Raw genomic sequence first — 23,978 nt, 5'->3', positions numbered from 1 at the left:
TTTCGCGTGTGCCCATGCAGCCTGGCTGCTACCTTTGGAAAGATGCCAAGGGCGATGTCATTTACGTTGGCAAGGCTAAAAATCTGCGCTCGCGCATGCGTCAATATGTGACGCTGCAGGACGAGCGCCAAAAGATTCCGCTGATGATGCAGCTGGTTGCGAGCTTTGACTATATCGTTGTCGAGAACGAGCACGAGGCGCTGGTGCTCGAGCGCAACCTGATCGGTCAATATCATCCGTACTTTAATGTCGACCTTAAGGACGATAAGAGCTATCCCTTTATCGCTATCACCAAGAGCGATCTGTTCCCAGCTATTAAATATACTCGTGAGCGTCATAAGCCGGGAACGCGTTATTTTGGTCCCTACACCGACAGCCGCGCGGCGCGCGAGACCATTGATACGCTGCGCAAGGTAATCCCGATCTGCTCGGCTTCTTGTGCGGAATGGCGTCGATGCCGCCGTATCGTCGAGTCCCACAAGGGCGAAGAAGATATCGTCAATATGATTTGCGCTCAAAACGGGCGTCCCTGCTTTGACTTCCATGTTGGCCGCGGCCCGGGGGCATGCGTCGGTGCGATCTCTCCAGCCGACTATGCTAAAAACGTTAAACGCGTCGAGCGATTTTTGTCGGGCCATCGTAAAGATGTCGTTGATGAGCTTACATCCGAGATGACGGACGCCGCCGAAGCGCTCGATTTTGAGCGGGCGGCGCGCGTCAAGCGTCGCTTGGAAGTTATTAGGGGCCTGGACGACCGACAGCAGGTCGTTTTTCCGTCGAGTGTCGATCTCGATGTGATTGGTTTCTATCGAGAAGAGACCATTTCGGCCGCCTGCGTGTTTGTTGTGCGCGAGGGGCGAACGGTTCGAACCTGTGAGTTCATTCTCGATAAGGGCCTGGATGTCGATGAAGAGGAGCTTCAGTCGGGCTTTCTCAAGCGCTATTACGACGAGACGGCTGATATTCCAGCCGAGGTGAACCTTTCCGTCGAGCTTGAGGATGCGGAGGCGCTAGGGGAGTGGCTTTCGGACAAGCGCGAGCGTTCCTGTCATCTCCATAGGCCTCAGCGCGGCGAAAAACACCGGTTGCTCGATATGGCATCTAAAAATGCGCGTCATGCCCTCATGCGTTATATGATGCGCACGGGATACGCCGACGATCGCACCAATCGAGCGCTCCTGGAGCTTGAAAGCGCCTTGGCGCTACCTGCGCCGCCAATGCGAATCGAGTGCTTCGATATCTCTACGCTTCATGGCACCTTTACGGTCGCCTCGATGGTGGTGTTTACCAACGGCCACGCCGACAAGAGCCAGTACCGCCGCTTTAAAATCCAGGCCGAATTGGACGAGGCGAACGACTTCGTTTCGATGTCCGAGGTTTTGGGGCGTCGCTATGCTCCCGAGCGGATGACCGACGAACGTTTTGGCTCGTGCCCCGATTTGCTCGTTGTCGACGGCGGCAAGCCGCAATTGACGGCTGCAATTAAGCAACTTGAGGCCCTTGGGCTCGATATACCAGTTTGTGGTTTGGCAAAGGCCGATGAGGAGGTTTTCGTGCCTTGGGACGAGACCCCTGTCGTACTTCCGACCGGGTCTGCGTCGCTCTATCTCATCAAGCAGGTGCGCGACGAATCGCACCGTTTTGCCATCACGTTCCATCGCGAATTGCGCGATAAAGCCATGACGGTTTCGGTACTCGATGACGTTCCAGGCGTGGGACCCACTAGAAAACGTGCAATTATGCGCCATTTTGGCTCGATGAAGCGGTTGCGCGCGGCGAGCGAGCAAGAGATCGCGGAAGTTCGCGGCATACCTGCCGATGTTGCCAAGGCGGTCCACGAGGCGCTCGTTGCATGGAATGCCGAGCGCGCCGAGGCAGCGGCTGGCCATTCCGATAGCTAAACACGAGCCTAAACAACTGATATACATGATTGCGCGGTTTTCAACCATTTATTTCGCCATGATTGCCTGCTGGTTTCGGGTTTTATTAACGCTAAAACGTTTGACTAACCCAAGCGAAAACCCTGCTATCCTGCGGGTTGACGAAGACTGATATCTCACCTCGCCGATACATACTGTCTGCTGTATCGTTTGTCAACGAATTCGGTGAACGGTAGTAAATACCGTTCAAGCGTATGTATGTATCGGTCGCCGAGCGCGGCACCTCAGTTGGGTTTGTCGGTAGGTAAGGTATATATCGTCCGCAAGTTGCGCGGGGGCAAGTTTAGGTGCTCCCGGGTAAGATTCTCTATTGATAGGAGAAGACATGGCCATCATCAATAAGGGTATGTCCAGGCGTTCGTTCCTTGGCCTCACCGGCAGCGTCGCTGCTGTCGCCGGCTTTGGTCTCACTGGCTGCGGTGGTAGCTCTAGCGACGAGGGTTCCGCTCCCGCCGATTCCGCCAACCGTGGCGGCGGCGTGATCACCGCCGGTTCCGCTTACGCTCCGTCCAGCTTCGACCCCGCCAGCACCGGCTCCGCCGTGGGCCTGGGCGCTAACTGGCACGTCGTCGAGGGCCTCTACGGCATCGATTACCACGACTACAGCACTTTCAACGAGCTCGCCACCGATGATCCCAAGTCCGTGGACGACACCACCTTCGAGGTCACCATCCGCAAGGGCGCCAAATTCTCCGATGGCACCGAGGTTACCGCTGACGACGTCGTCGCCTCCTACACCGCTTGCGCCGCTTCTGCCACCTACGCTCCGTTCTTCCAGCCTTTCGAGTCCATCGAGGCCAAGGATGCCAGCACCGTGACGGTCAAGACCAAGGTCCCCAACTTCTCCCTGCTCAAGGATCGTCTGGCCATCATTCGCGTTACTCCTGCCGCCCAGAGCGAGGAGGATCGCGCCAAGCAGCCGATCGGCTCCGGCCCCTGGATGTACGATTCTATCTCCGATACCGAGATCACCCTGGTTCCCAACCCCGAGTACAACGGTGAGTATGCTGCCGAGGATAAGAAGATCCAGTACAGCATCCTGACCGACCCCACCGCTCGCGTCACCGCTCAGCAGGAAGGCTCCACGCTCGTCATGGAGCTCGTTACCGCTGACGCCGTCGACCAGCTCGAGGGCGCTGGCTGCAAGATCGACAACGTCCAGGGCTTCGGCACCCGCTTCATCATGTTCAACGTCGCCAAGGAGCCTTGGAACGACGTCAAGGTCCGTCAGGCTGTCATGTATGCGCTCGACACCGAGAAGATGATCAGCAACACCTTCGCCGGCCTTGCTACCGCTGCCAGCTGCTACCTGCCCAAGAGCTTCACCAACTATCATGAGGCCTCCACGGTGTACAAGACCGACGCCAAGAAGGCCAAGAAGCTTATCGAGGAGTCCGGTATCACCCCGGGCGCCATTACCCTGCGCACCACCGATAACGAGCAGATCAAGGGTATGGCTGCCCAGGTCAAGAACGACCTCGACGCTCTCGGCTTCGATGTGACCATCCAGACCGATACTTCGCCGGCCACCTATGCTGCCATCGACGGCGGCGAGGCCTACGATATCCTCCTTGCCCCTGGCGATCCTTCCTGCTTCGGCGCAGACCCCGACCTGCTGCTCAACTGGTGGTACGGCGACAACGTCTGGATGCAGACCCGTTGCCCGTGGAAGGAGTCCGCTGAGTGGCAGAAGCTCCACGGCCTTATGGACGAGGCTCTTGCCGCCGAGGGCGACGAGCAGCAGAAGAAGTGGAACGAGTGCTTCGATATCATCGCCGACAACGCCGTTCTGTACCCCGTTGTCCACGTTAAGACCGTCTCCGCTTCCTGGAACGATCCGTCCACTGCGCCCAACGGCGAGGCCCTCGATGGCTTCAAGGGCATCGGCACGACGAGCATGTCCTTTAAGGGTGTCGCGACCGTCAAGGCGTAAGACTCGCTTGAGTCTATATGCAGGATGTCGGCCGTTGGGACCGTATCCTCATAGTTGAAACAAAGACCCGGGCGGCAACGATGTCGCTCGGGTCTTGTAATGAGTGTCCGTACTCATATACCAGTTGGTCCTACCGACAAAAGAAAGGGGAGAGAACGTGAACAACTTTCTACGTTTGATTGGAAGGCGTCTCGTGGCGCTGCCGATCATGGCATTGGGCGTCACCGTCCTGGTGTTCTTCCTTATGTCGTTCTCCAAGACCGACCCCGCCTACACGGCGTTGGGTGACGGTGCCTCGCCCGAGGCGGTTGCCGAGTACCATGAGAAGTATGGTCTGGACGACCCCTGGCCCGTGCGCTACGTGCGCTATATGGGCAATTTGATCCATGGCGACATGGGCACCTATGGTGCTGCTCGCAACTCCGTTGCCAAGCGCATCTCCACGGCCCTACCCGTCACGATGCAGCTGACCTTCATCGGTCTTGCCATCGGTGCGGTCGTATCGTTTTTGCTCGGCGTCATCGCGGCACTGTATCGCGATAAATGGCCGGACCAAGTGATCCGCGTCTTTTCCATCGCCGGCTTGGCAACCCCGTCGTTCTGGCTTGCCGTTCTGTTGATCCTGCTGTTCTCTTCCTACCTTAAGGTACTCCCGGCATCGGGTGCCCTGCCGCACTTCACCACGAATCCGGCTGGCTATCTGGGACGCATGATCATGCCCGCCATCGCCTTGGCATTTCCGCTGACGGGTCAGATGACTCGTATCGTGCGTACCGCCATGGTCGAGGAGCTCGACAAGGACTATGTCCGTATGGCTCGCGGCGCCGGCGTTCCCGAGAAGGTCGTCGTCGGCATCAACGTTCTTCGCAACGCGCTGATCACCCCGGTCACCACCCTCGGTCTTAAGATTGGCTATCTCATGGGCGGCGCCGTCGTCATCGAGGTCATCTTCAACCTCCCCGGCATGGGTACTGCGATCCTGCAGGGCGTTCAGGGCAACGAGGCGAACCTGGTTCAGGGCGTCGTCATCGTCGTTGCTCTTGCCTTCATCATCATCAACATCGTGGTTGACATGCTCTACCTGCTCATCAACCCTCGCATCAGGACGGTGTAGATTATGGTAAAGATTCGAGAGAAGCAAACCGAGCAGCTCGAGAAGGCTGCCTCCAAGGGGCTCAAGCTCGGTGGCTGGAAGAAGATGACGCTGTCTTCTAAGATTGCCGCCATCGTGCTGGTGCTGGTCGCCCTGACTGCGATTCTTGCCCCCCTGCTTGCCCCCTATAGCCCGGTCGAGATCTTTACGGCTCGCCAGGCTCCCGGCAACGGGTTTATCTTCGGAACCGACGACAAGGGCCGTGACATCCTTTCGCGTATGCTCTACGGTGGTCGTTACTCGCTGATCATCGGCTTTGGTGCTACCGCTATGGCTCTGGTCTGTGGCTCCGTTGTCGGTGCTCTTGCTGCGGTTTCGCGCAAGGCCGTCTCCGAGACGATTATGCGCATCCTGGACATCATCATGTCTGTCCCGGGTATCGCCCTCGCAGCCGTCTTCGTTTCCATCCTGGGCAACTCCGTGCCGTCGATTATCTTTGCGATCGGCTTTATGTACACCCCGCAGATCGCCCGTATCGTGCGTGCCAACATCGTATCCGAGTACGGTGAGGACTATGTCCGCGCGGTCATCGTCTCCGGCGCCAAGGCTCCGTGGATTCTGATCAAGCACGTTCTTCGTAACTGCATTGCCCCGATCATGGTCTTCACCGTCACCCTGGTCGCCGACGCCATCATCTTCGAGGCTTCGCTGACCTTTATCGGCGCTGGCATCCAGGAGCCCACTGCTACGTGGGGCAACATCCTCGCCGATGCCCGCGGTGGCGTGCTCGCCGGTCGTTGGTGGCAGGCGCTGTTCCCGGGTCTGGCCATCATGATCACCTGCCTGGCGCTCAACATCCTCTCCGAGGGCATTACCGACGCTATGGCCGCTGCTCCGTCCGCCGCTCTGGATCCGACCGATTCGTCCAAGCGCCGCGAGGCCGACCTGCTGGTCTCCGACCCCGTTCGCGCCTACAAGGAGCAGGCCCAGTCCCTGTCCGCCCGTCTTGGCGCCCTGCGCGATGTCGAGCTCAAGCGTAACGACCGCCATGTGCCCGATGAGTCCGTTGAGCCGATTCTTTCGGTCCGCGATTTCTGCATCCAGTTTGAGCACCACGGTGATATCAACGTGGTCGACCATGTCAACTTTGACGTCCGTCCCGGCCAGACCATGGGCCTGGTAGGCGAGTCCGGCTGCGGTAAGTCCATCACCACGCTGGCCATCATGGGCCTGACCGATGAGGACGAGCATCTTTCCGGCGAGGTCCTCTGGGAGGGTCGTGACCTGCTCAAGATGAGCAAGAAGGAGTGGTTCGGCCTGCGCGGTACCGATATCGCCATGGTCTATCAGGACGCCCTGTCCTCGCTCAACCCCTCTATGCTCATCTCCGCCCAGATGAAGCAGCTCACCAAGCGCGGCGGCACCCGCAGCGCCGAGGAACTCCTGGAGCTCGTCGGCCTCGATCCCAAGCGCACGCTCGAGAGCTATCCGCACGAGCTTTCCGGCGGACAGCGTCAGCGCGTTCTGATCGCTATGGCCCTTACCCGCGACCCCAAGCTGGTCATCTGCGACGAGCCCACGACCGCTCTGGACGTTACCGTCCAAAAGCAGGTCATTAAGCTGCTCAACGATCTTCAGGCCAAGCTCGGCTTTGCCATGATCTTCGTTTCGCATGACCTGGCGTTGGTCGCCGAGGTCGCCCATAACATCACGGTTATGTACGCCGGTCAGGTTATCGAGCAGGCGCCCACCAAGGAGCTGCTCACCAACCCGATTCACGAGTACACCCGCGGTCTTCTGGGTTCCGTTCTGTCCATCGAGAGCGGTTCGGGCCGCCTGCACCAGGTGCCCGGCGCCGTCCCCAGCCCGCGCGATTTCCCCAAGGGCGATCGCTTCGCGCCCCGCTCAAGCCATCCGCACATCGGCCTGGACACCCGTCCGGTCTTCAAGCGCGTGCCCGGCACCGAGCACTTCTATTCCGAGCTCCCCGATGAGGTGCTCAAGGCAAATGGTTTGACCCCTCATGCGGAGGTGATGTAGATGAGCGAGACTGCGGTCAACGGCGTCGAGCCGATTATCTTCCTTGACGATGTCCACGTCACCTTTAGGACCCGTACCGGTTCGATCCTGCACCCCAATCTGGTTCATGCCGTCCAAGGCGTGACCATTAAGCTCATGCCCGGTCAGACGATCGGCATCGTCGGCGAGTCCGGTTGCGGCAAGTCCACCACTGCTAATGTCATGTGCGGCCTGCAGGCCCCCACGAGTGGCAAGGTCTACTTTAAGGGCAAGGACGTCACCAAGCGTACTGCCGAGGATCGTCGTCACATGGGCCGCGTCATCTCGGTCGTGTTCCAGAACCCCGCGACGGCACTCAACCCTCGCATGGTCGTTCGTGAGCAGCTGCTCGACCCCATGCGCGTCCACAACCTGGGTACCGAGGCCGAGCAGGAGAAGCGCGTTAAGGAACTCCTGGAACTCACCGGTCTGCCCAGCTCTGCCGCCGAGGTTCTTCCCGGCCAGCTTTCGGGCGGTCAGCGCCAGCGCGTGGCAATTGCCCGTGCCCTGTCGTTGAACCCTGACGCCATCATCGCCGACGAGCCCACCTCGGCTCTGGACGTTTCGGTCCGCGCGCAGATCCTCAACCTGTTGACCGATCTTAAGAAGGAGCTCGGCCTGGCCATGGTGTTCATTAGCCATGACATCCAGACGGTCCGCTACATCTCTGACGACATCATCGTCATGAACGGCGGCAAGATCGTCGAGCAGGGCGAGGCCAAGCAGGTCTTCCAGAACCCGCAGGACCCCTACACCAAGATGCTGCTCGGTGCTGCGCCGTCGCTGCTGCACCCCAAGCTTGGCGAGTAGGTTCGCTTTCCCTCCTGTGCGCCCGGCTCCCTTGCCGGGCGCACCCTCGTTGCGATTTCGAAAGGTTGGGTTCACGAGCCATGCCAAGCGCTCAGGAGCTACAACAGCAATTTGGTGGTTATCGGGGCGCCATGCCTCGTCCATCAGATTTCGATCTCTTTTGGAACGACCGCATGGCCGAGGCTGACGCCGTCGAGATCGACTATTCGGTCGAGGCGGCATCGATTGCCGATACTGCGACCTGCCAGTTTTTTGACCTCTGGTATACGGGCATGTGTGGCGCCCGCCTGCATGCCAAGTATCTCAAGCCGGTTTCGGACGAGTCCGTGCCGCTGGTGCTACAGTTCCACGGCTATCCGGGCGCAAGCCGCAGCTGGTTCGAGCAGGCATCGTTTGCGGGTATGGGCATGGCACTTGTCGCCCTCGACTGCCCCGGTCAGGGTGGCCCCTCCGAGGATATTGGTGGATTTGAAGGCACAACGGTTGCCGGGCATATCGTTGCCGGTATCGACGGCGACCCGGCCAATCTCTACTACGTACGCTTGCATCAGGATATCCGCATTCTGTGCCGCATTGTTCGCGAGCTCGAGGGCATCGATCTTGCCCGTGTTTTTGTGAACGGTGCTTCGCAGGGCGGTGGCTTGGGCATTGCGACCTGCGCGCTTAACAGCGAGCTTATCAATCGTGCCGCCATCCTCTATCCTTTCCTGTCGGATTTCCGCCTGGTCTGGGATTTGGATGCCGACGACATTGCCTACGAGGGCCTGCGCTATTGGTCTCGCTGGTTTGACGAGGACTCGACTCGTATTGACGAGGCCTATGCCAAGCTGGCGTATTTCGATTCCAAGAACTTTGCCCCCATGGTCAAATGCCCCGTGCTGTTTGGCACGGGAACGGCTGATATCGTCTGTCCACCGGCGACGCAGTTTGCGGTCTACAACAACCTGACCTGTGAGAAGCGCCATGAGTTCTTTGAGGGCTTTGGCCACGAGGAGATTCAGGATTTTGACGATCTGATCATTCCGTTTTTCTGCAAGGAAGGGGAGGCTCATGTCTAAGTGCGAGAGCAATGTCAATGAGCTGATTGACCCCGAGCTTGCGGGGATCTCTGGGACGGTTTCGTCAAGGCTCTCCGATTTCCGTGATTGGCGTGGCGATGCCTTGGCGGATGTTTCCGAGTTGGAGGCAGCCGCTTCGAACCTTGAGGTTTGCGGACTGACTGTCACGGCGATTGATTTCGCCAATCCGTGCGCGCGCTACTCCGAGGTTTCCTTTGAACTTGCCGGGGAAGTCGTACACGGCCGTTTGATTGAGCCCTCAGGTTGTGCCCGGGCATCCGAGCTTGTGCCGCTATGCCTGATGTTTCATGACATCGACCGACCCGTACGTGGATGGCATCACATGACGAGGTTTGCCGCCATGGGATATGCCGTGCTTGCGCTGGACGACGATGTGATTGGGCTCAGCGAGCTGAAGCAGGGGGTTACCTCGCCCGTTTTTGTCGAACGCGTCCGCTGGGGCTGTGCAATGGCAAAGGTCGCGCGCAATCTTGACGGCATGGACCCCGACCGCATCTTTGCATGGGGCGAGGGCCTTGGCGGTGGAGTCGCGCTGGCGGTTTCTGCTCTGGACGAGCGGGGCCTTGCCTGCACGGCGGTTGCCAATCCGCTTCCCGGCGGCCTCGAAGCGCTGTCGTCTCGGGTGCGCGGATCGGTACTTATGGGTACATCGCTCATGGATGCCGTGAGCGATCCCAAGGGCCAGTTTGCCGTATTCAACGGTCTTGAGTGTGACCGGAGGCATATTATCTATGCCAAATATGCTCACGAACGCATCAATGCGTTCGAAAACGAAGTCGTCGACTTCTTTAACCAAGCGTTCTACCTGTGTTCTTTGGCCTAGACGGCCTGGACACTGCCAACAAGAGTGGGCGGCATAGGGCCACCCGCCAGACAACTAAGGAGATTCTTGTGGCAACTCAGAAATTCACCGGCGTTATTCCTCCCGTCGTTGTTCCCGATACCGAAGATCACCAGCTCGACGTTGCCTCCTTTGAGCGCAGCATCAACCGCATGATCGACGCCGGCGTCGATGGCCTGTTCTTCCTGGGCTCTTCGGGTGAGGTCGTTTTCTCCACCGACGAGCGTCGTCGACAGATCATCGCCGAGGCCGTTCGAATCGTCGACCACCGCGTTCCTGTTCTGGTCGGCATCATCGATACCGAGACCGAGCGCATGATTGAGCACGGTAAGGTTGCTCAGGAGCTGGGCGCCGATGCGCTCGTTGCCACCTGCCCGTTCTATGCCCTGCAGGGCATGACCGAGGTCGAGGAGCATTTCCGCATCCTGCACGAGGAGCTCGACCTGCCCATCTTTGCCTATGACATTCCCGTGTGCGTTCACACCAAGCTCCCCTGGAAGCTCCTTGCAAAGCTCGGCGCCGAGGGCGTCCTTGCTGGCGTCAAGGATTCCTCGGGTGACGACGTCTCGTTCCGCTACCTCGTTCAGGAGAACGAGAAGAACGGCCATCCGATGAGCATCCTCACCGGCCATGAGGTCGTCGTCGACGGTGCCTACCTTGGTGGCGCCGACGGCTCTGTCCCGGGTCTCGCCAACGTTGAGCCCGAGGGCTACGTGCGTCAGTGGAAGGCCGCCCAGGCTGGTGACTGGGCTACCGTCAAAGCCGAGCAGGATCGCCTCAATGAGATTTCGCACATCTGGGACGTCACCTCGGGCGTCCAGGGCTATGCCGGTGGCGTTGGCGCCTTCAAGACCGCTATGAACCTCATGGGCATTTTCGACAGCCCGACCATGCCGCGCCCGGTGAAGGCCATGACCGGCGAGAACGTCGAGGCGATTAGGAAGGTCCTCCAGGACAACGGTCTCCTGTAAAGCTTTCCCGGGCACCCGATCTTGGGGCTCAAGCGATCGAGCGTGACCCATTAGGTCAATGCCCGACCGCTTTCACCCCAACCCCGGGCACTCGGGAAGCCTTTAGCAAGCTGCGGCGATAACACCGCCTTTATTTCCTGTAGTTGTTTTTATCTCCTAAGGAGAGCGACATGGAGAACAAGTACATCTGCTCCGTTGATATCGGTGGCACCAAGATTGCGACCGCCATTATGGAATATCCGGCTGATGGCGGCGTGCCCCATCCCGTATTTGAGGCTGAGGTTCCCACCGAGGCCCAAGAGGGCGGTGAGGCCGTCTTCCAGCGTATCGAGGCGTCCATCAAGGCCGCTCTCGAGGCGAATCCCGATGTCGAGGTCCTTGGCGTCGGTATCGGTGCCGCTGGCGTCGTCGATCCCAAGACGGGCGCCATCGCGTATGCCAACGAGATCATGCCCGGCTGGTCCGGCGTTCAGTTGGGGCCGCGTCTGCGCGAGGACCTCGGTCTTCCCGTTGCCGTTGTAGGCGACGTGCAGGCTCATGCTCTGGGTGAGGCCCATTGGGGCGTCGGCAAGGGCAAGTTCTCCGTCTTGTGTCTGGGCATCGGCACGGGTATCGGAGGCGCATATGTCGAGAACGGCCGCGTGATGCAGGGCTTCCATGGTGCTGCCGGCCATATGGGCCACATCGAGTGCACGGCTGCCGCCGGCATTCCCTGCGCCTGCGGGCGTTCCGGCCATCTGGAGTCGGTTGCTTCGGGTACGTCGATTGGGCGCATGTACGACGAGCGCTTCGGTCGCGTTGACCCCAGCCGTCCCTCGGTTGGCCGCGACGTGAACGACCTGTGCCGCGCGGGTGACGCAAAGGCGACCGAGGTCATCCACGATGCCGGCTTTGCATTGGGCGCTAGCTTGGGCTCGCTCGCCAACATTCTGGATCCAGAGGTCATCGTGCTTTCGGGTGGCGTAATTCACCAGGGACCCGATTGGCGTTCGCAGACGTGGAAGGATTCGGTACACGAGGGCTATGCCAGCCAGGCGCTCGATCCGCTTCAGGACACGCCGATCCTCATCGGTTCTCTGGAGGGCGACGCACCGCTTATCGGTGCCGCCGAGCATCTTCTTGCCTCGTTAAAGTAAACGTATCTGCTGTAGGAGCCTCCCGAGACGACACGCCTCGGGAGGCTGTTCTGAGAAAGGTTATAGCCTTATGACCGTCGATCCTTTAATTCAATCCCTGAAGGGTAAGCTCATCGTGAGCGTTCAGGCGTATATGGGCGAGCCGCTTCGTACGCCCGAGACCATGGCTCAAATGTCTCGCGCTTGCGAACTCGGAGGCGCCGCCGCCATTCGTTGCCAGGGCCTTGCCGACATTGCTGCCATTAAGGGTCGTTGTGAGGTTCCTGTTATCGGCCTGTGGAAGGATGGACACGAGGGCGTTTACATCACGCCGACGCTGCGTCACGCCCGCGCCTGCGTTGCTGCCGGTGCTGACATCGTGGCGATTGACGCCACCGATCGTCCGCGCCCCGATGGCAAGTCGCTCGAGGACACTTTTCGTCCGCTGCACGAGGAGGGCGTGCTTCTGATGGCGGACTGCGCCACGATCGAGGATATCCGCCGCGCGGTCGACATGGGCTTCGATTTGGTTTCCACTACGCTTTCGCATGGCGTCGCCGCCATCGATTGCACCATGGCAGACGGCCCCGACCTGCCGCTTTTGCGCCAGGCAACCGAGGAGTTCCCCGGTCTTCCCATTATTTGCGAGGGTCGTGTGCATACGCCCGAGGAGGCTCGCGCCGCGATTGACGCCGGCGCCTGGGCCGTTGTCGTTGGCACTGCCATTACGCACCCCACAAGTATTACGAGTTGGTTCAAGGCTGCGCTTGAGGCGTAAGACGGGCCTCGTATCCGCTTGGGGCGGTATACTCAACTAAGGCAATTGATCGCGCGGGATCCGCTGGCCGGGTCCTGCGCTTATTTTAGGAGGCAGCACATGCAAAAGGGAGATGCTATGGATGCGGCGGAGCGCACGGAGCGCATTCCCGATATCGTCATCATCACCGGAATGTCCGGATCGGGCCGAACGCAAGCCATGCATGTGTTTGAGGACATGGGCTATTTTTGTATCGACAACCTGCCTCCGCGCCTGATTGCGCAGCTCGCAGAGCTTGTTGGCATCAATACGGGTGTGGGTAGACATCTTGCTGTTACCTGTGACCTTCGCAGCCAAGGCCTGTTTGATGAGCTGCTTGACGCCGTTGCCGCCTTGGAAGAGCGCGAGATGAGCTGTGACATTGTGTTTCTCGATGCATCTGATGAGGTGCTGATTCGCCGCTACAGCGAAAACCGCCGCCGCCATCCCATTGCGAAGCCGGGGGAGACCACGGCCGACGCCATCCAGCGCGAGCGTTTACAACTCCAGGGCGTGCGCGACCGAGCCGATATGATTATCGATACGAGCCGCCTTCGTACCTCTGCTTTACGCAATAAGCTGCGTGCGGCTTTTTCAGAGCTGTCCGACCAGCAGCTCATGGACGTCCACGTCTTCTCATTTGGCTTTAAGCATGGTATGCCCGTCGAGGCAGACATCATGATCGATGTTCGCTTCCTGCCTAATCCATTCTACGACCCCGAGATGCGCACGTTGACCGGCCTCGATAAGAAGGTCTCCGACTTTGTCCTGGACCATCCCAAGACGCAGGAGTTCTGGAAGGTTTGGACGCAGTTGCTCGATACGGTCATGCCGGGTTATATCGCGGAGGGCAAGCCGCAGCTTTCCATTGCCATCGGCTGTACGGGCGGCCAGCACCGCAGCGTTGCCATTGCAGAGGCTACGGCCCGATACCTGGAAGGTGCTCAGTATCACGTGAGCATTTCTCACCGCGACTTGTCGCGTGCCAATACGAAAGCATAGGTTTGAATGTCGTTTACCGCCGAGGTGCGTGACGAGCTTGCGCGCTGCGAACCCGAATGTGAATATTGCGATCTGTCGACACTTGCCGCTCTTACACGTGTGAGTGGCACGCTTTCGCTGGCGGGCTCTGGTCGGTACCGTTTGACGGTTGCGACCGAGACGGGTGCCGTTGCACGCACGATGATTACGCTGACGCACCGCATCCTCAAGCTCAAAACGGAGTTTACCGTTCGCAAGTCGGTCTTGCATAAGGTGCGAAACTATCTCATCACCTTGCCCGACCAGCCCGACCTCGATAAGGCTTTGGTTCTGCTGGGCATTCTCGACCGCAGGGGAGGGCTCGTCGCCGGTGTGCCGCGCCATATCGTCGCCCGGCCCTGCTGCAGGCTCGCCTACATTCGCGGCGCTTTGATTGCCGGCGGCTTTGTGGCAGACCCGCGTGGCGATTTTCACCTGGAGATTGCGGTGCAGGGCGAACAATACGCCAAGGGGCTTTGCGACCTGTTGGAGCAGGTCGGGGTTCATGCTCGCGTCAACGCCCGGCGAGGATCATATGCCGTGTACATCAAGAGCGCCGAGGAGATTGAGCATTTGCTCAAATTGATTGGTGCCAAGCGCAGCGTTGCCGAAATCGAGGAAGCCCGTGCGGTCAAGTTGGTGAAAAACGACGTAAATCGTCGCGTGAATGCTGAGCTGGCCAACCAGACGAGAAGCGCCGGCGCTGCCCAACATCAGCTCGCGCTTATCGAGGAGCTTGAGCGACGCGGCATGCGCGATGTGCTCCCGGATGCCTTGGCGGCCTTTTGTGACTTACGTGAGCGCTATCCTGATCTCTCACTGCGAGATTTGGGGGAGATGGCCGACCCTCCTTTGTCAAAGTCGGCCCTATATCACCGCGTTTTGCGTCTTGAAAAGCTCATTGAAGCGAACAGGTAGTTTAAAGCGGCAGTTTATATAGTACTTGAACTGCTGTTTTATGCTTTAAAACGTTTTAAAGCAAATTTGATTTTCAATTTCGAGCATTCTCGTGAAATTCAAGTCAAAAAAAAGGTATATTAGGCGAGTGGTTAGTTTGTGGGCCTCAACGGCGGGCGCTGTAGCTTGCGGGGGCCTTACGAAAGGAGACACAATGGCAGTAAAGGTTGCTATTAACGGCTTCGGTCGCATCGGTCGTCTGGCCTTCCGTCAGATGTTCGGTCATGAGGGCTCCGAGATCGTCGCTATCAACGACCTCACCTCTCCCGATATGCTCGCTTACCTGCTGAAGTACGACTCCACGCAGGGCAACTATGCTCGCGATCACGAGGTCGTCGCTGGCGAGGATTCCATCACCGTTGACGGCAAGGAGATCAAGATCTACAAGGAGGCCGACGCCAACAACCTGCCTTGGGGCGACCTCGACGTCGACGTCGTTCTCGAGTGCACTGGCTTCTACACCAGCAAGGCTAAGGCTCAGGCCCACATCAACGCTGGTGCCAAGAAGGTCGTCATCTCCGCTCCGGCCGGCAGCGATCTGCCCACCATCGTGTACAACGTCAACCATGAGACGCTGACCGCTGAGGACAACATCATCTCCGCTGCTTCCTGCACCACCAACTGCCTCGCCCCGATGGCCAAGGGTCTGAACGACTTCGCTCCCATCGTGTCCGGCATCATGACCACCATTCACGCCTGGACTGGCGACCAGATGCCGCTCGACGGCCCGCAGCGCAAGGGCAACAAGCGTCGTAGCCGCGCCTGCGCCGTCAACATCGTCCCCAACACCACCGGTGCTGCCAAGGCTATCGGCCTGGTTCTCCCCGAGCTCAACGGTAAGCTCATCGGTGCCGCCCAGCGCGTCCCGACGCCGACCGGCTCCCTCACCAACCTCTACGCTGTCGTTGACAAGAAGGTTACCGCCGACGAGGTCAACGCCGCTATGAAGGCCTACGCTGCCACCATCTCCGAGACCTTCGCTTACAACGAGGACGACATCGTCTCCACCGATATCATCGGCGAGACCCATGGCTCCATCTTCGACGCCACTCAGACCATGTGCTCTGACCTCGGCAACGGCCAGACCCTCGTTCAGGTTACCTCTTGGTACGACAACGAGAACTCCTACACCTCTCAGATGGTCCGCACCATCAAGTACTTCGAGAAGTTCGTTGCTTAATTTGGCTTTTAGCGAATAGCTCGTTGAGCGTCTAAAAAAGGGCGCGGCCTTATAGGGCTTACACCCTAAGGTCGCGCCCTTTTTATAAGAAATCGTCTGCCGTAATGGGAGGCAGACACGTACGAAAGGTAGAAGCAAACATGGCCTTTACCAAGAAGACCGTCCGCGACATCGATGTCGACGGCAAGCGCGTTCTCGTCCGCGTTGACTTCAACGTGCCCATCAAGGATGGCGTCGTTGGCGACACCACCCGTATCAAGGCTGCCCTGCCCACCATCAACTATCTCGTTGAGCACAATGCTCGCGTTATCCTCATGAGCCACCTCGGCCGTCCCGAGGGCACCGGCTTCCAGCCCGAGCTTTCCCTCGAGCCCGTCGCCAAGAAGCTCGCCGAGCTCTCTGGTCTCGATGTTGCTTTTGTCGCCGACACTTATGGCGAGAAGGCCGCCGAGGCCGTCGCCGCCGTCGAGCCGGGCAAGGTCCTCGTTCTCGAGAACGTCCGTTTTGACAAGCGTGAGAAGAAGAACGATCCCGAGATCGCCAAGACCCTCGCTTCCTATGGCGACGTCTTCGTTCTCGACGCCTTCGGTACCGCTCACCGCGCCCAGGGTTCCGTCGTGGGTCCCGCCGCTTACCTGCCCGCAGTCGCTGGCTTCCTTCTGGAGAAGGAGGTCGACACGCTGACCGGTATCTTCGCCGAGCCCGAGCGTCCCTTCGTCGCCATCGTCGGCGGTTCCAAGGTTTCCTCCAAGATCGGCGTTCTCGATCACCTTATCGACTCCGCCGACACCCTGATTATCGGTGGCGGCATGGCCTATACCTTCTTCCTGGCTCAGGGCATGACCGTCGGTCAGTCCCTCAAGGAAGAGGACTGGGTCGAGCGCGCTGGCGAGATGCTCAAGAAGGCCGCGGAGAAGGGCGTCAAGATCCTGCTCCCCATCGACAACCGCGTTGCCGACCACTTTGGCGAGGACGCTGTCCCCGAGGTTGTCGCTTCCGACGCTATCCCCGACGACCGTGAGGGCATGGACATCGGCCCCAAGACCGAGGAGCTCTACGCCGAGGCCGTCAAGGGCGCCAAGACCGTATTCTGGAATGGCCCCATGGGCGTCTTTGAGTTCGACAACTTCGCTCACGGCACCCAGGCTATCGCCGAGGCTGTCGCCGAGGCTGATTGCACCTCGATCATCGGTGGTGGCGATTCCGTCGCAGCCGTCAACAAGTTTAACCTGGCCGACAAGATGAGCTGGATCTCCACCGGCGGTGGCGCTTCCATGGAGCTCGTCGAGGGTAAGGCCCTGCCCGGAGTGGAGGCGCTTCTCGATGCCTAATCGCACCCTTCTTATCGCTGGTAACTGGAAGATGAACAACGACGTCGCCGAGGCTGCCAAGCTCGCCGACGAGCTGGCCCAGGCTCTGCCCGAGGTTCCGGCTGGCGTCGAGGTGCTCGTCTGCCCTCCGACCATCGACATTACTACGGTTCATGACCGCATTCAGGCTGCCCCCATCGCCCTCGGTGCACAGAACGTGTACTGGGAGGCCAAGGGTGCCTTCACCGGTGAGTCCTCTTGCGACATGCTCAAGTCCGCTGGCTGCACCTACTGCATCATCGGCCACTCCGAGCGTCGTGACTACTTCCACGAGACCGATGAGGACCAGAACAAGAAGGCTAAGGCTCTCGTTGCCGCCGGTCTTGTTCCCGTCTTCTGCTGCGGTGAGTCCCTTGAGGTTCGCGAGGCCGGCACCTATGTCGAGCATGTCGTGAACCAGGTCAAGGCTGGTCTCGAGGGTCTTGAGATCACCTGCCCCAAGCAGGTCGTCGTCGCCTACGAGCCCATCTGGGCCATCGGCACCGGCAAGACCGCTACCGCCGAGGACGCTCAGGAGGTCTGCGGCGCTATCCGTGAGACCCTCAAGGAGATGTTCGGCGAGGAGCTCGCCAACGGCATCCGCGTTCTTTATGGTGGCTCCGCCAAGCCCGCCAACATCGCTGAGCTTGTTGCCAAGCCCGACGTTGACGGCGCCCTCGTGGGCGGCGCTTCGCTCAAGGCTGCCGACTTCGCCTCTATGGTCGTCAAGGCAGGCGAGTAGGGCATATGGCACAGCGTCATCTTCCTGCACTCCTAATCATCATGGATGGCTGCGGCTTGGCTCCGGCCGACGGCGAGAACGCCGTCGCTGCCGCCAAGACGCCCTTCCTCGATAGCCTGTACGAGAAGTATCCTCACACCACGCTCGGTGCTTCGGGCGAGGACGTGGGCCTTCCCGACGGCCAGATGGGCAACTCCGAGGTGGGTCACCTCAACATCGGTGCCGGCCGCATCGTGTTTCAGGAGCTTTCGCGCATCAACAACGCCATCAAGGACGGCTCCATCGCCAAGAACGAGGTTTTCGTCAAGGCTATGGATGACGTCAAGGCCGAGGGCAAGACCCTGCACCTCATGGGCCTTATGAGCCCCGGCGGTGTTCATTCTCACATGAACCATGTCGAGGCCCTGGTCAAGATGGCTGCCCAGTATGGCATTAAGACCGTTCGCGTTCACGCCTTTATGGATGGCCGCGACGTCGATCCGCAGTCCGGTGCCGGCTACATGAGCGAGTTCTGCGCCTTCCTGGCCAAGATCTCCGAGGAGACTGGTTGCGACGCTCGCGTTGCTACCGTCTCGGGCCGTTATTGGGCCATGGACCGCGACAACCGTTGGGAGCGCATCGAGCGCGCCTACGACGTCATGGTCAATGCGTCCGATGCCGATACCGACCCCGTTGCCGGTATCAAGGCCTACTACGAGAAGGATCCGCGCGGCGATGAGTTCGTTGAGCCGTTCGCTGCCCACAACGAGGGTATCCACGAGGGCGACGCGGCCATCTTCTTCAACTTCCGTCCCGACCGCGCTCGTCAGATGACCCGCGTGTTCACGGACAAGGAATTCGACGGCTTTGAGCGCGAGCAGATCAAGCTCTCGCACTTTGTAACGATGACCGAATACGATCCGACGTTTGACGTCGAGGTCGCCTTCCCCAAGACGTTCCCCGAGAACGTTCTGGCCGACGTAATCGCAGCCAATGGCCTGAAGCAGCTGCACACCGCCGAGACCGAGAAGTACGCCCACGTGACGTTCTTCCTTAACGGCGGCATCGAGGAGCCCAAGGAGGGCGAGGAGCGCGTGCTCGTCGCTTCCCCCAAGGTTGCTACCTATGATTTGCAGCCCGAGATGAGCGCTCCCGAGGTTACCGAGAAGCTCGTCGCTGCCATCAACGAGGACCGCGCTGATTTCTACATTGTGAACTTCGCGAACTGCGACATGGTTGGTCACACCGGTGTCTTCGACGCGGCCGTTAAGGCCGTCGAGGCTGTTGACGATGCCCTGTCCAAGGTTGTCCCGGCGATTCTCGCTAAGGGCGGCTTTGCGCTGATTACCGCCGACCACGGCAACGCCGATCACATGTTTGACGTTGCTTCCGACGGTTCCAAGCATCCGTTTACGGCTCACACCACCAACCGCGTGCCGTTCATCATCGTTGATGAGAAGGCGCAGCTCGCCGGTATCGAGGACGGTCGACTTTCCGATATCGCCCCGACTATGCTCACCATGGCTGGTCTGGAGCCTTCCGCCGAGATGACGGGCCGCGTGCTCGCGACCGAGGCCTAAGAGAAAACGCCAAGCGTTTCTTTGCAAGGGGGTTGACCATATTCGGGCAACCCCCTTTTTTGGTATTTCTGCCATTTCTACCTCGTCCCCAAATGGCAGGTGGGGAGTGTCGGGGGTTGTGGTACAGTACTGGAGTTTGAATTGTTCTATTAAGGAGCTTCTCTATGGGTCCGTTTCAGATTCTGCTGTTTGTAGTTTGGGCTGTCTCTGCCGTGGCGCTGACGATTCTCGTCCTGATGCATTCCGGTAAGGGCACCGGCGTTTCGGATATGATCGCCAGCTCGCTGTATAACTCCAGCTCTGCCACGGGCGTTATGGAGCAGAACCTTGACCGCCTGACCGTCATCATGGCTGTCGTGTTTGCCGTGTGCGTCGTGCTGTGCATGTTTTTCTTCCCGCAGGGCATCGTGGGCTACTAAGCACGAGCCGCATAAAATAATTGAAAAGGGTTCCGCAAGTGCGGGACCCTTTTTGTTTACATATTTGTAACAGAGTCAGAATATCACCACATACTGCGCCCAACTAAAGAAATTCTCGACCGTTAACCGGAATTAGCCCCAAATCGTGCATAAAATGCGCTACTGTATTGAAAACGTTGGCCTGTTGTGCATAACCAGCCATAGCAACGGGCGGCGTTTCGATAGTTCGGATCGGATTGTCTCGACATATGTCCGACTGAACATTTCTTTGTCCTATCTCATAAGGAGGATGGCATGGCTGATTCTATGTTCCACCAGCCCGTTATGGGTCGTCGCGCCTTTGTCGGCGGTACCCTTGCTGCGAGCTCCATGGCTTTTCTTGCCGCATGCGGCAAGAAGGGCGGCGACGCTTCCGGTTCTGAGTCCGGTTCGACGCTGAACTTCTACATCAATAACCCGGTCTGCATCGACCCCTACAATGTCCAGGAGGACCAGGGCACTCAGGTCGAGTACCAGCTCTTTGACGCTCTGACCTCTTATGACGCCGAGAAGGGCGAGATCGTTCCGCTGGCTTGCGAGTCCTTCGAGGCCAACGACGACGCCACCGAGTTTACCTTCAAGATCAAGAAGGCCAAGTTCCACAACGGTGATGACGTTACCTCCAAGTCCTTTAAGCTCGGTTGGGAGCGTCTGGTCAGCACCAAGTCCGCTGTCGCTCAAGAGTATGGTCCTTCCGAGGTCTCCTATCACCTTTCCATGGTCGAGGGCTATGACGATCTGCTTGCCGGTAACACTACCGAGCTCACCGGTGTTACCTGCCCTGACGATGAGACCCTCGTCGTCAAGCTGTCTTCCGCTTACGCCGACTTCCCCTTCGTCGCCACCCACCCGGCTCTGGCCCCGGTTCCCGAGTGCGCCGAGTCCGATGCCAAGAGCTTCTACCTTGCCCCGATTGGTAACGGCCCGTTCATGATGGACGGCAAGTGGGAGGATGGTCAGGAGATCAACCTCAAGAAGTTCGACGATTACTATGGCGACAAGGCCAAGATCGATGGCATCCACTTCCAGGTCATCAAGGACATGGAGACTGCTTACAAGGAGTTCCAGGCCGGTAACCTCGACGTCTGCGACGTTCCCGTTGCTCAGATCGATGCCGCCAAGAAGGACCGTGGCGAGTCCAAGGATGGCTACACCATGAGCGACGGCGAGCGCATGCTGCTCGGTGCCGAGCCTTCCACCTACTATCTGACTTGCAACACCACGGCCGAGCCGTTCAACAACGCCGATCTGCGCAGGGGCATCTCCCTGGCCATCAACCGCGAGGCCATCTGCAAGACCATCTTCAAGGGTACCCGCACCCCCGCTGACGGCATTGTTCCTCCGGGTATCGATGGCTACAAGGAGGGCGCATGGGAGTTCTGCGCCTATGACGTCGACAAGGCTAACGAGTACCTCGACAAGGTTGCTCCTGCCGACGCCAACGGTGACCGTGGCATTAACGTGACTCTGTCCTACAACCAGGACGGTGGCCACAAGGAGATCATGGAGTCCATCATCGGCGACCTCGCCAAGGTTGGCATTACCGCCGTCTCCGATACCCCCGAGTGGTCTGCCCTGCTCGAACAGTATCAGAACCTCAACTATCAGTTCGGTCGTCTGGGCTGGATTGCCGACTACCCGATCATGGACAACTTCCTGTATCCGCTGTTCCACTCCGACTCCCTCGGTGGCGACAACCGTTCTGGTTACAACAACCCCGAGTTCGACGCCAAGGTCGACGAGGCCCGTACCGCGATTGACGACGAAGAGCGCGTCGCTAAGATGCAGGAGGCCGACGCAATCGTCGCTGCTGACTGCCCGGTCATCCCGCTGATGTTCTACACGCACACCCTCGCTGGTTCCGACCGCATCAAGCACCTCTATGTTGATCCGCAGAAGCATGCTGATCTGGGTACCGCTGAGCTCGCATAAGATTTGCAGCTTTGGTGAGGGTCAAGTTTTTACGTAGACCTCATGGGAAACATACAGTTCCCCCTAACCTGGGGTAAACTGGCTGATGGTAATTTTGGGATGCCGGTCTGGCGATCGGCATCCCATTTAGGTTAATCCCTAGATAGGGGAGTGGTATGGGTAAGTACATCGTTAAACGTGTGCTTCAGTTCATCCCGGTATTTTTGGGCGTTACGCTGATTCTGTTCGCCCTCCAGAATATCGTGCCGGGAGACCCGATCAAGCTGATCGGTGGAGACAAGGCTCTGTCCCCCGAGGTGGAGCTTCAGCTTCGCGTGCGCTATCACCTGGTCCAGTCGGACGAGGACGGCAACGCGATCCTTGACGAGAACGGCGACCCCGTTCAAACGTCGCTCGTGGACCGTTACTTGTATTACATGAACGGCCTGCTTCATGGCGATCTGGGTAATTCCTATCAGCGCAAGCTGCCGGTTACGGATATCTTTGCCCAAAAGTATCCGTATACGGTCAAACTTGCCGCGTGCGCCATCGTACTCGAGGCAATCATGGGTATCGGTGCGGGTATCATTTCGGCGGTAAAGCGTTACTCCTTCTGGGATATTTTGGTAACGCTGACCACGTCGTTCCTCGTTGCCGTTCCTGCTTTCTGGCTCGGTATGCTGCTGCAGCTGTTCTTTGGCGTCATCCTCAAGGATGCCACCGGCGGCGCATTCTCCATGCCGATTTCGGGTGCCGGCGGTGCTAGCTCTCAGTATCAGGATTGGATGCACTATGTGCTTCCGACCATCACGCTTGCTTCGGTTTCGACCGCCTATGCTGCCCGCATCATGCGCTCGCAGTTGCTCGATGTCATGAACCAGGATTACATCCGTACGGCAAAGGCCAAGGGCCTCTCCAATCGCGCGATCATCATCAAGCATGCGCTTAAGAATGCACTCATCCCCGTCGTTACCTATATTGGTGTCGACTTTGGCGGTATGCTTTCGGGCGCCATCCTGACCGAGACGGTCTTTAACTGGCCCGGTATCGGCTATGAGGTCTATCGCGCCATTAGCATGCGCGACTGGCCCATCGTTATGGGCGGCGTTACGCTCATCGTCGTCGTCGTCATGGTGATCAACCTGCTCGTCGACATTAGCTATGCATTCCTCGACCCGCGCATCCGCCTTGGCGGTCCGTCGGATAAGGCCTAAGGGAGGTACGTCTCATGCAGGAAACTGATTCTCAGTCTCAGGAGCAGGCTACCGCCACCAAGGCCGCATCTGCTCCCGCCAAGTCCCGCACGCTGTGGGGCGACGCTTTTAAGCGTCTTCGTAAGAACAAGCTCGCCGTTATCGGTGTCTGCTGGATTGTCATCGTCGTTGTGGTTGCCCTGACCGCCGACCTGTGGGCTAAGCCCTGGCTCGGTTCGCCGACGGCTTCCGACTCGACCACCATGGCCGAGACGTCGCTGCTGGCTCCGTGTGCAGAGCACCCGTTTGGCACCGACTCCCTTGGCCGTGACATTCTCGTCCGCGTTATCTACGGTGCACGCGTTTCGCTGTCCGTCGGCATTATGGCCACTGCGATCTCCACGGTGATTGGTCTGGTCATGGGCGCTCTGGCCGGTTTCTACGGCGGCATCTGGGATACGATCATCATGCGCTGTGCGGACATCTTCCTTGCGTTCCCGTACGTGCTGTTCGTTGTCGCCATGATCGCCGTTATCGGCCGTGGTCTTCAGAACGTCTTTATCGCCATCGGTATTCTTGGCTGGCCTTCGATTGCGCGCGTCTTCCGATCCGCGATCTTGACGGTCAAGGAAAACGACTATGTTGACGCCGCGCGCGCGATGGGTGCATCTGATGCTCGTATCGTCGTGCGTCACATCTTCCCGAACTCCGTTGCCTCCATCGTGGTCTACGCGACTATGAACATTGGTGGCGCCATTCTGACCGAGTCCGCTCTGTCCTTCCTCGGCATGGGCGTTATTCCGCCTACGCCTTCGTGGGGCTCCATGATTCAGGACGGCCAGCAGTATCTTCTGACTGCTCCCTGGATGATGATCATGCCCGGTCTGGCAATTCTCTCGACGGTGCTCGCCTTCACCCTGCTGGGTGACGGTCTGCGCGACGCCCTCGACGTCAAGATGAAGGACGCATAAGG

20 protein-coding genes are annotated in these 23,978 nt (G+C 59.0%); all 20 read left to right on the top strand.

Annotated features, from left to right (window positions below; genetic code table 11):
- The first annotated feature begins 14 nt into the window (after nucleotides 1-14).
- The 20 genes from uvrC (at nucleotide 15) to ACQRCA_RS03535 (ending at nucleotide 23,976) form a co-directional block, all read left to right on the top strand.
- The gene (uvrC, locus tag ACQRCA_RS03630) at nucleotides 15-1,901 is read left to right on the top strand and encodes an excinuclease ABC subunit UvrC (protein WP_427718686.1); all 1,887 of its coding nucleotides are present in this window, start codon (nucleotides 15-17) and stop codon (nucleotides 1,899-1,901) included.
- Nucleotides 1,902-2,265: 364 nt separating this feature from the next.
- A complete protein-coding gene (locus tag ACQRCA_RS03625) occupies nucleotides 2,266-3,873 on the top strand; it encodes an ABC transporter substrate-binding protein (protein ID WP_427718660.1) in 1,608 nt (535 codons plus the stop codon).
- 157 nt (nucleotides 3,874-4,030) lie between these two features.
- The gene (locus ACQRCA_RS03620) at nucleotides 4,031-4,987 is read left to right on the top strand and encodes an ABC transporter permease (protein WP_370450641.1); all 957 of its coding nucleotides are present in this window, start codon (nucleotides 4,031-4,033) and stop codon (nucleotides 4,985-4,987) included.
- Between the two features lie 3 nt (nucleotides 4,988-4,990).
- The gene (locus tag ACQRCA_RS03615; RefSeq protein WP_154517511.1) at nucleotides 4,991-7,006 is read left to right on the top strand and encodes a dipeptide/oligopeptide/nickel ABC transporter permease/ATP-binding protein; all 2,016 of its coding nucleotides are present in this window, start codon (nucleotides 4,991-4,993) and stop codon (nucleotides 7,004-7,006) included.
- Entirely contained in the window at nucleotides 7,007-7,834 is an 828-nt protein-coding gene (locus ACQRCA_RS03610) for an ABC transporter ATP-binding protein (RefSeq protein ID WP_154517508.1), read from the top strand.
- Nucleotides 7,835-7,914: 80 nt separating this feature from the next.
- Nucleotides 7,915-8,892 (top strand): acetylxylan esterase, encoded by a 978-nt coding sequence (locus ACQRCA_RS03605; RefSeq protein WP_427718656.1) that lies wholly within the window; start codon nucleotides 7,915-7,917, stop codon nucleotides 8,890-8,892.
- On the top strand, nucleotides 8,885-9,736 hold the full coding sequence (locus tag ACQRCA_RS03600; RefSeq protein WP_427718653.1) for an acetylxylan esterase: 852 nt from the start codon (nucleotides 8,885-8,887) through the stop codon (nucleotides 9,734-9,736). The genes ACQRCA_RS03605 and ACQRCA_RS03600 overlap by 8 nt, the downstream gene beginning before the upstream one ends.
- A gap of 68 nt (nucleotides 9,737-9,804) precedes the next feature.
- Nucleotides 9,805-10,725 (top strand): dihydrodipicolinate synthase family protein, encoded by a 921-nt coding sequence (locus tag ACQRCA_RS03595; RefSeq protein ID WP_427718650.1) that lies wholly within the window; start codon nucleotides 9,805-9,807, stop codon nucleotides 10,723-10,725.
- Nucleotides 10,726-10,895: 170 nt separating this feature from the next.
- Complete coding sequence (locus ACQRCA_RS03590; protein ID WP_427718647.1) at nucleotides 10,896-11,861, top strand: ROK family protein; 966 nt, start codon at nucleotides 10,896-10,898, stop codon at nucleotides 11,859-11,861.
- Nucleotides 11,862-11,931: 70 nt separating this feature from the next.
- Nucleotides 11,932-12,618 carry an N-acetylmannosamine-6-phosphate 2-epimerase gene (locus tag ACQRCA_RS03585; protein WP_154517496.1) on the top strand — a complete coding sequence of 229 codons (687 nt, stop codon included), beginning with the start codon at nucleotides 11,932-11,934 and terminating at the stop codon, nucleotides 12,616-12,618.
- Nucleotides 12,619-12,717: 99 nt separating this feature from the next.
- Nucleotides 12,718-13,638: an RNase adapter RapZ gene (gene rapZ / locus ACQRCA_RS03580; RefSeq protein ID WP_427718645.1), complete on the top strand. Its 921-nt coding sequence runs from the start codon at nucleotides 12,718-12,720 to the stop codon at nucleotides 13,636-13,638.
- 6 nt (nucleotides 13,639-13,644) lie between these two features.
- Nucleotides 13,645-14,574, top strand: a complete 930-nt coding sequence (whiA, locus tag ACQRCA_RS03575) for a DNA-binding protein WhiA (RefSeq protein WP_154517461.1) — start codon at nucleotides 13,645-13,647, stop codon at nucleotides 14,572-14,574.
- 193 nt (nucleotides 14,575-14,767) lie between these two features.
- Nucleotides 14,768-15,793, top strand: coding sequence for a type I glyceraldehyde-3-phosphate dehydrogenase (gene gap, locus ACQRCA_RS03570; protein WP_154517458.1), 1,026 nt, complete (start codon nucleotides 14,768-14,770; stop codon nucleotides 15,791-15,793).
- 140 nt (nucleotides 15,794-15,933) lie between these two features.
- Entirely contained in the window at nucleotides 15,934-17,124 is a 1,191-nt protein-coding gene (locus ACQRCA_RS03565; protein WP_427718642.1) for a phosphoglycerate kinase, read from the top strand.
- Complete coding sequence (gene tpiA / locus ACQRCA_RS03560) at nucleotides 17,117-17,884, top strand: triose-phosphate isomerase (RefSeq protein WP_154517452.1); 768 nt, start codon at nucleotides 17,117-17,119, stop codon at nucleotides 17,882-17,884. Before ACQRCA_RS03565 ends, tpiA begins: the two co-directional genes overlap by 8 nt.
- A gap of 5 nt (nucleotides 17,885-17,889) precedes the next feature.
- Entirely contained in the window at nucleotides 17,890-19,443 is a 1,554-nt protein-coding gene (gpmI, locus tag ACQRCA_RS03555) for a 2,3-bisphosphoglycerate-independent phosphoglycerate mutase (protein WP_427718639.1), read from the top strand.
- 164 nt (nucleotides 19,444-19,607) lie between these two features.
- Entirely contained in the window at nucleotides 19,608-19,862 is a 255-nt protein-coding gene (secG, locus tag ACQRCA_RS03550) for a preprotein translocase subunit SecG (protein WP_006236144.1), read from the top strand.
- Nucleotides 19,863-20,156: 294 nt separating this feature from the next.
- The gene (locus ACQRCA_RS03545; protein ID WP_427718635.1) at nucleotides 20,157-21,833 is read left to right on the top strand and encodes a peptide ABC transporter substrate-binding protein; all 1,677 of its coding nucleotides are present in this window, start codon (nucleotides 20,157-20,159) and stop codon (nucleotides 21,831-21,833) included.
- A gap of 155 nt (nucleotides 21,834-21,988) precedes the next feature.
- On the top strand, nucleotides 21,989-23,026 hold the full coding sequence (locus ACQRCA_RS03540) for an ABC transporter permease (RefSeq protein ID WP_427718633.1): 1,038 nt from the start codon (nucleotides 21,989-21,991) through the stop codon (nucleotides 23,024-23,026).
- 14 nt (nucleotides 23,027-23,040) lie between these two features.
- Nucleotides 23,041-23,976: an ABC transporter permease gene (locus ACQRCA_RS03535; protein ID WP_427718631.1), complete on the top strand. Its 936-nt coding sequence runs from the start codon at nucleotides 23,041-23,043 to the stop codon at nucleotides 23,974-23,976.
- The last annotated feature ends 2 nt before the right edge of the window (nucleotides 23,977-23,978 follow it).

The organism is Collinsella sp. SGI.095 (genome assembly GCF_050314535.1).
Taxonomy (GTDB): Bacteria; Actinomycetota; Coriobacteriia; order Coriobacteriales; family Coriobacteriaceae; genus Collinsella.
Note: the sequence above shows the minus strand (reverse complement) of the source record. Positions and strands in the feature narration are given on the sequence as shown.

Coding starts and splice junctions, on each gene's coding strand:
- uvrC (WP_427718686.1), top strand. CDS start 15: ATGCAGCCTGGCTGCTACCTTTGGAAAGATGCCAAGGGCGATGTCATT.
- ACQRCA_RS03625 (WP_427718660.1), top strand. CDS start 2,266: ATGGCCATCATCAATAAGGGTATGTCCAGGCGTTCGTTCCTTGGCCTC.
- ACQRCA_RS03615 (WP_154517511.1), top strand. CDS start 4,991: ATGGTAAAGATTCGAGAGAAGCAAACCGAGCAGCTCGAGAAGGCTGCC.
- ACQRCA_RS03610 (WP_154517508.1), top strand. CDS start 7,007: ATGAGCGAGACTGCGGTCAACGGCGTCGAGCCGATTATCTTCCTTGAC.
- ACQRCA_RS03605 (WP_427718656.1), top strand. CDS start 7,915: ATGCCAAGCGCTCAGGAGCTACAACAGCAATTTGGTGGTTATCGGGGC.
- ACQRCA_RS03600 (WP_427718653.1), top strand. CDS start 8,885: ATGTCTAAGTGCGAGAGCAATGTCAATGAGCTGATTGACCCCGAGCTT.
- ACQRCA_RS03590 (WP_427718647.1), top strand. CDS start 10,896: ATGGAGAACAAGTACATCTGCTCCGTTGATATCGGTGGCACCAAGATT.
- ACQRCA_RS03585 (WP_154517496.1), top strand. CDS start 11,932: ATGACCGTCGATCCTTTAATTCAATCCCTGAAGGGTAAGCTCATCGTG.
- rapZ (WP_427718645.1), top strand. CDS start 12,718: ATGCAAAAGGGAGATGCTATGGATGCGGCGGAGCGCACGGAGCGCATT.
- whiA (WP_154517461.1), top strand. CDS start 13,645: ATGTCGTTTACCGCCGAGGTGCGTGACGAGCTTGCGCGCTGCGAACCC.
- gap (WP_154517458.1), top strand. CDS start 14,768: ATGGCAGTAAAGGTTGCTATTAACGGCTTCGGTCGCATCGGTCGTCTG.
- ACQRCA_RS03565 (WP_427718642.1), top strand. CDS start 15,934: ATGGCCTTTACCAAGAAGACCGTCCGCGACATCGATGTCGACGGCAAG.
- tpiA (WP_154517452.1), top strand. CDS start 17,117: ATGCCTAATCGCACCCTTCTTATCGCTGGTAACTGGAAGATGAACAAC.
- gpmI (WP_427718639.1), top strand. CDS start 17,890: ATGGCACAGCGTCATCTTCCTGCACTCCTAATCATCATGGATGGCTGC.
- secG (WP_006236144.1), top strand. CDS start 19,608: ATGGGTCCGTTTCAGATTCTGCTGTTTGTAGTTTGGGCTGTCTCTGCC.
- ACQRCA_RS03545 (WP_427718635.1), top strand. CDS start 20,157: ATGGCTGATTCTATGTTCCACCAGCCCGTTATGGGTCGTCGCGCCTTT.
- ACQRCA_RS03540 (WP_427718633.1), top strand. CDS start 21,989: ATGGGTAAGTACATCGTTAAACGTGTGCTTCAGTTCATCCCGGTATTT.
- ACQRCA_RS03535 (WP_427718631.1), top strand. CDS start 23,041: ATGCAGGAAACTGATTCTCAGTCTCAGGAGCAGGCTACCGCCACCAAG.